At 61.4% G+C, this 7,347-nt stretch carries 8 protein-coding genes; all 8 read right to left on the bottom strand.

Going from position 1 to position 7,347, the window contains the following annotated elements; all coding sequences use genetic code 11:
• Positions 1-423: NADH-quinone oxidoreductase subunit H (locus GPA21_RS17980; protein ID WP_211163683.1), on the bottom strand; the 423-nt coding region annotated here is incomplete at its 3' end.
• A complete protein-coding gene (gene nuoG, locus GPA21_RS17975; RefSeq protein ID WP_168989478.1) occupies positions 423-2,759 on the bottom strand; it encodes an NADH-quinone oxidoreductase subunit NuoG in 2,337 nt (778 codons plus the stop codon). The genes nuoG and GPA21_RS17980, both read right to left, overlap by 1 nt.
• Positions 2,753-4,072, bottom strand: a complete 1,320-nt coding sequence (nuoF, locus tag GPA21_RS17970; RefSeq protein WP_211163682.1) for an NADH-quinone oxidoreductase subunit NuoF — start codon at positions 4,070-4,072, stop codon at positions 2,753-2,755. The genes nuoG and nuoF overlap by 7 nt, the downstream gene beginning before the upstream one ends.
• Complete coding sequence (gene nuoE, locus GPA21_RS17965; RefSeq protein ID WP_168989479.1) at positions 4,069-4,548, bottom strand: NADH-quinone oxidoreductase subunit NuoE; 480 nt, start codon at positions 4,546-4,548, stop codon at positions 4,069-4,071. The genes nuoF and nuoE overlap by 4 nt, the downstream gene beginning before the upstream one ends.
• Before the next feature lie 40 nt (positions 4,549-4,588).
• Entirely contained in the window at positions 4,589-5,842 is a 1,254-nt protein-coding gene (locus GPA21_RS17960; protein ID WP_168989477.1) for an NADH-quinone oxidoreductase subunit D, read from the bottom strand.
• Positions 5,835-6,440 (bottom strand): NADH-quinone oxidoreductase subunit C, encoded by a 606-nt coding sequence (locus GPA21_RS17955; RefSeq protein ID WP_168989476.1) that lies wholly within the window; start codon positions 6,438-6,440, stop codon positions 5,835-5,837. Before GPA21_RS17955 ends, GPA21_RS17960 begins: the two co-directional genes overlap by 8 nt.
• A 12-nt stretch (positions 6,441-6,452) precedes the next feature.
• Complete coding sequence (locus tag GPA21_RS17950) at positions 6,453-6,929, bottom strand: NuoB/complex I 20 kDa subunit family protein (RefSeq protein WP_168989475.1); 477 nt, start codon at positions 6,927-6,929, stop codon at positions 6,453-6,455.
• 3 nt (positions 6,930-6,932) lie between these two features.
• Positions 6,933-7,307 (bottom strand): NADH-quinone oxidoreductase subunit A, encoded by a 375-nt coding sequence (gene ndhC / locus GPA21_RS17945; protein WP_168989474.1) that lies wholly within the window; start codon positions 7,305-7,307, stop codon positions 6,933-6,935.
• Between the last annotated feature and the right edge of the window lie 40 nt (positions 7,308-7,347).

The following is a 7,347-nucleotide window of genomic DNA, read 5'->3' as shown; positions in this document are numbered from 1 at the left end:
AGCGGCAATGATCACACCGTAGACTTCTAGCGATGTCACGGCGAGCAGGAACAACAGGCCTGCGTTGATGTTGGCGAGCACCACACCGTCGGAGAACGGAATCACCGCCCACGCCAGCAACGCCGGCGCCAGCGCGAACACCGGACCAAGAATGAACAAGCCCTTGCTCGCGCCCGACGGAATGATGATTTCCTTGAACAGCAGCTTCAGACCGTCGGCGATCGGCTGCAGCAGGCCGGCGGGACCAACCCGGTTGGGGCCGATACGCACCTGCATGTAACCGATGACCTTGCGCTCGGCCAGGGTCAGATAGGCCACGCACAGCATCAACGGCGCGATGATCGCGAAGATCTTGATCAAGGACCAGATAACGATCCAGGCGGATCCGAAGAGCGACTCGAAGAACTGGAACAAGGCTTCCATCAGACACGCTCCATGCTGATCGGACCGCTCATCGCACCGAGGTTCGCGGTGGCGGCATGCGCGGCGGCCACACGAACGCAGTTGGGCGCCACGGTATCGTCGGCGATGACTTCGAGCTCAACCGCCGCGTCGCTTTGGCTCAGACGAACCCGGCTGCCGGATGCAATACCTAGCCCCGCCAGCGTTTGCGAATGCGCCATGGCAACCGGTGCGCGTGCGTCACGACTACGTTGCAGCGAACCCGCACGCCGCACCAGCGGATCGGCGAAGTGAATCGGCACGTCAGCGACGCGTTCGAGAGCGGATTCGATCGAAAGGTTGACGACCGGCCGCGCCGCCAGGCGATTGTTGAGCCGCGACTCATAGCCGTCTGCAAGGGCGGCACGCAGGACCGATTCGGAGTCATTGAAATCGAAACCGTCGACCGCAAGCAGATTGCCGAGCACACGCAACACCTTCCAGCCTGGACGGGTATCACCTCTGGGCTTGGCTACTGCGACGAAGGACTGCGCCTTGCCCTCGCAATTGACGAACGTGCCCGAGGTTTCGGTGAAAGGCGAAATCGGCAGCAGAACATCAGCGAGCTGCGCGAGATTGGCCGAACCGAAGCTCGACAACGCGACGACGAAGCGCGCGGTCTCGAGCGCTCGCTGGGCTGCATGCGAGTCCGCGAAATCACGATCGGCCTCAGCGTTGAGCAGCAGATAACCGTGCCGTGGCTGATTGATCATCCGGAACGCATTCAAGCCGTCGATACCCGGCACCGCTCCAGCGAGGTAGCCGCCGACGCTGTTCGCCGCCTCACCCACGTACCCCATCCGCGCGCCACTGAGGCGGCAGATTTCCTGGGCAAGCAGTTGCAGGTCGGTCGAGCGTGCATGCTGCACCGCGAGGTTGCCCAGCCACACTGCAGCATTCGCAGCACCGGCCAGAGCCGATGCGATGTTGTGCGCGACGTCCGAGATGGCCTCCGGCGCGTTCAGCTCCAGCTCAGCCGACACCTTGTCGTTCTTCAGCTCGGCGAGCGCGAACACGACTTCGCGCAGGAACGCGGGCATGGCGGAGGGCGCCACGGTCGCACGGTTGCGCACCGGCAACAGCCAGTCGTCCGCAACCGGATGGACCACGCTGACGGTCAAGCCCCGCTTCGCTGCCTGGCGAACCCGTTGGGCCAGCAGCGGCGTGTCCTTGCGCAGGAACGAGCCGATGACCAGAAGCTGATCCAGGTCGCCCACCTCTGCGATCGGCATTCCCAGCCACGGCGCACCGGGGCGCAGCGTGTCGGTCCGGAAATCCGCCTGACGCAGGCGGAAGTCGACGTTCTCGCATTCCAGCCCGCGAGCCAGCTTCTGCAGCAAATAGAGTTCTTCGACGGTCGAGTGCGGTGAGCCAAGCACGCCCAACGCTTCACCGCCATGGTCAGTCAACACCGAGCGCAGCCCGTTGGCCGCAAACTCGAGCGCTTCCTGCCAGTCCACTTCGCGCCACTGACCGTCGCACTTGATCATCGGCCGGGTCAGGCGCTCTTCGCTGTTGAGACCTTCGTAGGAGAAGCGGTCCTTGTCGGACAGCCAGCACTCGTTGATCGCCTCGTTCTCGAGCGGCAGCACCCGTTTGACCTCATCGTGCTTGACCTGGACGATCAGGTTCGCACCGAGCGAATCATGCGGACTCACCGACTTGCGCCGAGCCAGTTCCCAGGTTCGCGCTGCGAATCGGAAGGGCTTGGACGTGAGTGCGCCGACTGGGCAAAGATCGATGATGTTGCCGGAGAGTTCGGAATCAACCGTCTTCTCGATGAAGGGCATGATCTCCGCGTGTTCGCCGCGGAAGGCCTGGCCGAGTTCCATCTCGCCAGCGATCTCCTGGGTGAAACGCACGCAGCGGGTGCAGTTGATGCACCGGGTCATGTCGGTCGTAACCAGCGGCCCGAGGTTCTTGTTGAACACCACCCGCTTCTCTTCCTGATAGCGGGACTGGCTCGCACCGTAGCCGACCGCAAGATCCTGAAGCTGGCACTCTCCGCCCTGATCGCAGATCGGGCAGTCAAGCGGATGGTTGATCAGCAGGAACTCCATGACGCCTTTCTGCGCCTTGATCGCCTGTTCCGAGCGGGTCCACACCTTCATGCCGCCGGTCACCGGCGTTGCACAGGCCGGAAGCGGCTTGGGCGCCTTCTCCACCTGGACCAGACACATGCGGCAGTTCGCGGCGATCGACAACTTCTTGTGGTAGCAGAAGTGCGGGATGTAGACGCCGGCCTTGTTGGCCGCGTCCATCACGGTCGAACCGTCCTCGACCGTTACGGCTTTGCCGTCGATTTCGATCTCTAGCATTTGGGGCTCACGTAGATCTGGCTGCCTTCGTACTGGACCTCAGGCGGCACGAGGCACTTCTTGTTTTCGATGTGATACAGGAACTCATCGCCGAAGTGCTTGACGAAGCTTTGCACCGGCATCGAAGCGGCATCGCCGAGGGCACAGATGGTGCGGCCCATGATGTTGCCGGTAACCGAGTTCAGCAAATCGAGGTCGTCAGGGCGTCCAAGGCCGTGCTCGATTCGATGCACGACGCGGTAGAGCCAGCCGGTGCCCTCGCGGCAAGGCGTACATTGGCCGCAGGACTCCTCGAAGTAGAAGTAGGAGAGACGCTCGAGCGCCTTGACCATGCAGGTGGTCTCGTCCATGACGATGACCGCGCCGGACCCGAGCATCGACCCCGCCTTGGAGATCGAGTCGTAGTCCATGGTGCAATCCATCATGATGTCGGCCGGCACCACCGGAGCCGAAGAACCACCGGGGATCACGCCCTTGAGCTTGCGGCCACCGCGCATCCCGCCGGCCATCTCGAGCAGCTCGGCAAACGGGGTGCCCATCTCGATCTCGTAGTTGCCCGGACGATTGACGTGGCCCGATACCGAAAAGAGCTTGGTGCCGCCGTTGTTCGGCTTGCCGAGCTCCAGGAAGCCCTCGCCACCCATGTTGATGATGAACGGCACCGACGCGAAGGTCTCGGTGTTGTTGATCGTCGTCGGCTTGCCGTACAGGCCGTAGCTCGCCGGGAAAGGCGGCTTGAAGCGCGGCTGACCCTTCTTGCCCTCGATGGATTCGAGCAGCGCGGTCTCCTCGCCACAGATGTAGGCGCCATAACCATGATGCGCGAAGAGCTCGAAGGAGAAGTCCGAACCGAGAATGTTCGAGCCAATCAGGCCGGCGGCCCGCGCCTCGGCCAGCGCTTCCTCGAACCGCTCGTAGATCTCGAAGATCTCGCCGTGAATGTAGTTGTAGCCACGGGTCGCGCCCATCGCATAGGCCGCGATCGCCATGCCCTCGATCACGGTGTGCGGGTTGTAGCGCAGGATGTCGCGGTCCTTGAAGGTACCCGGCTCGCCCTCGTCCGAATTACAGGCGAGATACTTGTCTCCCGGGAAGGACCGCGGCATGAAGCTCCACTTCAGGCCAGTCGGAAAGCCCGCGCCGCCGCGACCACGGAGCACCGAAGCCTTGAGTTCGGCGATGATGTTCTCGGGCGGAATGCGCTCTCCAACCACCTTCTTCAACGCACTGTAGCCTCCGCGCGCAAGATAGTTGTCGAGGCGCCAGCCGCGGTCGCCGTCGGTGCCGGCCAGAATCAGTTCGCGTGCGCTCATTTGCTTTCCAGATCGGCCAACATCTGGTCGATCTTCTCCTTGGTCATCCAGCTGCACATGTGGTGGTTGTTCACCAACAACACGGGAGCATCACCACAGGCACCCATGCACTCGCCTTCCTTGAGGGTGTATTTGCCGTCAGCCGTGGTCTCGTTGAAACCGATGCCGAGTTTTTCCTTCAGATAGTCGGCTGCATGCACGCCACCGGACAGAGCACAGGGCAGATTGGTGCAAACCGTGATCTTGTGTCGCCCGACCGGCTCGAGGTCGTACATGTTGTAGAAACTCGCCACCTCGTAGGCTGCCACTGCCGGCATGTCGAGATACTCGGCGACATACGCGATCGTCTCGCGCGACAACCAGCCCTTCTCCACCTGGGCGATTCGCAACGCGGCCATCACCGCCGATTGCTGCCGTCCGGCAGGGTACTTGGCGACCTCGCGGTCTATCTGTTGCAGCGCTTCCTGACTCAGCATCGCTTGCTCTTTGGTCGTATCCATGCAGAAACCCGCCCCCTCAGCGATCGATCTCGCCGAACACGACGTCCATCGTGCCGATGATCGCAACGACGTCCGCAATCATGTGCCCACGGGCGATCTCGTCCATTGCTGCGAGGTGGGCAAAACCCGGCGCACGCAGCTTGAGGCGATAAGGCTTGTTGGCCCCATCCGAAACCGCATACACGCCGAACTCGCCTTTCGGATGCTCTACCCCGGCATAGACTTCGCCCTCGGGCACATGCATCCCTTCGGTGAAGAGCTTGAAGTGGTGAATCAGCTCCTCCATGTTCGCCTTCATTTTTTCGCGCGGCGGCGGTGCGATCTTGTGGTTGTCCACGATGACCGGGCCCGGGTTCTTTCGCAGCCACTCAATGCACTGTCGGATGATGCGATTCGACTGACGCATCTCTTCCATGCGGCAGAGGTAGCGGTCGTAACAGTCGCCGGTCTTGCCGATTGGAATGTCGAAGTCCATCCGGTCATAAACCTCGTAGGGCTGCTTCTTGCGCAGATCCCACGCAATGCCGGAGCCGCGCAGCATCGGCCCCGAGAAACCCCAGGCCAGCGCCTGCTCCGGGGTGACCACGCCGATGCCAACGGTGCGCTGCTTCCAGATGCGGTTGTCGGTCAGCAGGGTTTCGTACTCGTCGCAGTACTTCGGAAAGCGGTCGGTGAAATCTTCCAGGAAATCGAGCAGCGACCCCTGGCGCGACTCATTGAGTTCGCGCACCGTCTTCTCGTTCTTGAAGCGGTTGACCTCGTACTGCGGCATACGGTCCGGCAGGTCCCGATACACCCCGCCCGGACGGTAATAGGCCGCGTGCATGCGCGCACCGGATACCGCCTCGTAGGCGTCCATCAGATCTTCGCGCTCACGGAAAGTGTAGAGCACCATCGTCATCGCACCGATGTCGAGCGCATGGGTGCCGATGTTGAGCAGGTGGTTCAGAATCCGAGTGATCTCGTCGAACATGACGCGGATATATTGCGCACGCTCGGGAACTTCGATACCAAGGAGCCGTTCTATTGCCATGCAGTAGGCGTGCTCATTGCACATCATCGACACATAGTCCAGACGGTCCATGTACGGCACGGACTGCACCCAGGTGCGGGTTTCGGCGAGTTTCTCGGTACCGCGATGCAGCAGGCCGATGTGCGGGTCGGCCCGTTCCACCACCTCGCCGTCGAGTTCGAGCACCAGGCGAAGCACGCCGTGCGCGGACGGATGCTGAGGACCGAAGTTGATCGTGTAATTGCGGATTTCAGCCATGACCGACGTCCCCGTAGTGTTCCTCGCGCACGATGCGCGGCACGTTCTCGCGCGGCGCGATGGTGACCGGCTGATAGACGACCCGTCCGGCCTCGGGGTCGTAGCGCATCTCGACGTGACCGGAAACCGGAAAGTCCTTGCGGAATGGATGCCCGACGAAACCGTAGTCGGTCAGGATCCGACGCAAGTCAGGGTGTCCGTCGAACATGATGCCGTAGAGATCGAAAGCCTCGCGCTCGAACCAGTTCGCACTCGGCCAGACCGATACCAGCGAATCGAGCAGCGGAAAGGTGTCGTCTTCCGCGAAGCAGCGCAGGCGGACGCGCCAATTGTGTGTCACCGACAGCAAATGGACCGACACCGCGAAGCGCTTGCCGGTCCATTCCGAATTCTTCCAGGCCGAGTAATCGAGGCCGGACACGTCCATCAACTCCTCGAAACGCAAGACGCTTTCATCGCGGAGTTGCTGTGCGACCCTGAGGTAATCCGCGGCCGCCACGGTTATCGTCACCTCGCCACGATCGGTCACGAGCGACACGATGGCATCCCCGCAGATCTCCTGCAGGCAATTGGCGAGACGTTCAAGCTTTGCACTCATGAATGTCTTCCGTCAGCGCGCAATGGTGTTGGTGCGCTTGATCTTGTTCTGCAACTGAATGATTCCGTACATCAGCGCCTCGGCCGTCGGCGGACAGCCCGGCACATAGACGTCGACCGGCACGATACGATCACAACCGCGAACCACTGAGTAGGAGTAGTGGTAGTAGCCGCCACCGTTGGCACAGGAGCCCATCGAGATCACCCACCGCGGCTCGGCCATCTGGTCATAGACCTTGCGCAGCGCCGGAGCCATCTTGTTGCACAGTGTGCCGGCAACAATCATCAGGTCGGACTGGCGCGGACTGGGTCGAAAGACCACGCCGAAGCGGTCAAGGTCGTAGCGCGAGCAGCCGGCGTGGATCATCTCCACCGCGCAACAGGCCAGACCGAAGGTCATCGGCCAAAGCGAACCGGTGCGCGTCCAATTGACGACCGCATCCAGCGAAGTGGTTACGAACCCTTCGCGAAAAACACCTTCGATGCTCATTTATTACTCCCAGTCGAGCGCGCCGTTCTTCCATTCGACGATGTAACCGATGACCAGCACAGCCAGGAACACCATGACCGAGCCGAACACGAACCAGGCCACTTCGCCGGCGGCGATGAACTCCTGGAACACCGTCGCCCACGGGAAGAGGAAGGCGATTTCGAGATCGAAAAGAATGAAGAGGATTGCGATCAGGTAGTAGCGAACGTCAAACTTCATACGGGCGTCTTCAAACGCCTCGAAGCCGCATTCGTACGGGGAGAGTTTTTCGCTGTCGGGGCGATGGGGCGCTAGGACACGCCCGAGAATGAGAGGAACGAAACCGAATCCAAGGGCAACCAGGATGAAAATCAGGACAGGAATATAACCTTCCAGCATTACGCAACCCCTGCGTCTTTATATAGCCCTTGTGTTGCAT

The organism is Azoarcus taiwanensis (assembly GCF_012910885.1).
GTDB lineage: Bacteria > Pseudomonadota > Gammaproteobacteria > Burkholderiales > Rhodocyclaceae > Azoarcus_F > Azoarcus_F taiwanensis.
The sequence above is the reverse complement of the archived record's forward strand: the minus strand, read 5'-3'. Positions and strand labels throughout refer to the sequence as shown.

Bases quoted from the DNA above. Each gene is read 5' to 3' on its own strand.
- nuoG (WP_168989478.1), bottom strand. From the start codon at position 2,759: ATGCTAGAGATCGAAATCGACGGCAAAGCCGTAACGGTCGAGGACGGT.
- nuoF (WP_211163682.1), bottom strand. From the start codon at position 4,072: ATGAGCGCACGCGAACTGATTCTGGCCGGCACCGACGGCGACCGCGGC.
- nuoE (WP_168989479.1), bottom strand. From the start codon at position 4,548: ATGCTGAGTCAGGAAGCGCTGCAACAGATAGACCGCGAGGTCGCCAAG.
- GPA21_RS17960 (WP_168989477.1), bottom strand. From the start codon at position 5,842: ATGGCTGAAATCCGCAATTACACGATCAACTTCGGTCCTCAGCATCCG.
- GPA21_RS17955 (WP_168989476.1), bottom strand. From the start codon at position 6,440: ATGAGTGCAAAGCTTGAACGTCTCGCCAATTGCCTGCAGGAGATCTGC.
- GPA21_RS17950 (WP_168989475.1), bottom strand. From the start codon at position 6,929: ATGAGCATCGAAGGTGTTTTTCGCGAAGGGTTCGTAACCACTTCGCTG.
- ndhC (WP_168989474.1), bottom strand. From the start codon at position 7,307: ATGCTGGAAGGTTATATTCCTGTCCTGATTTTCATCCTGGTTGCCCTT.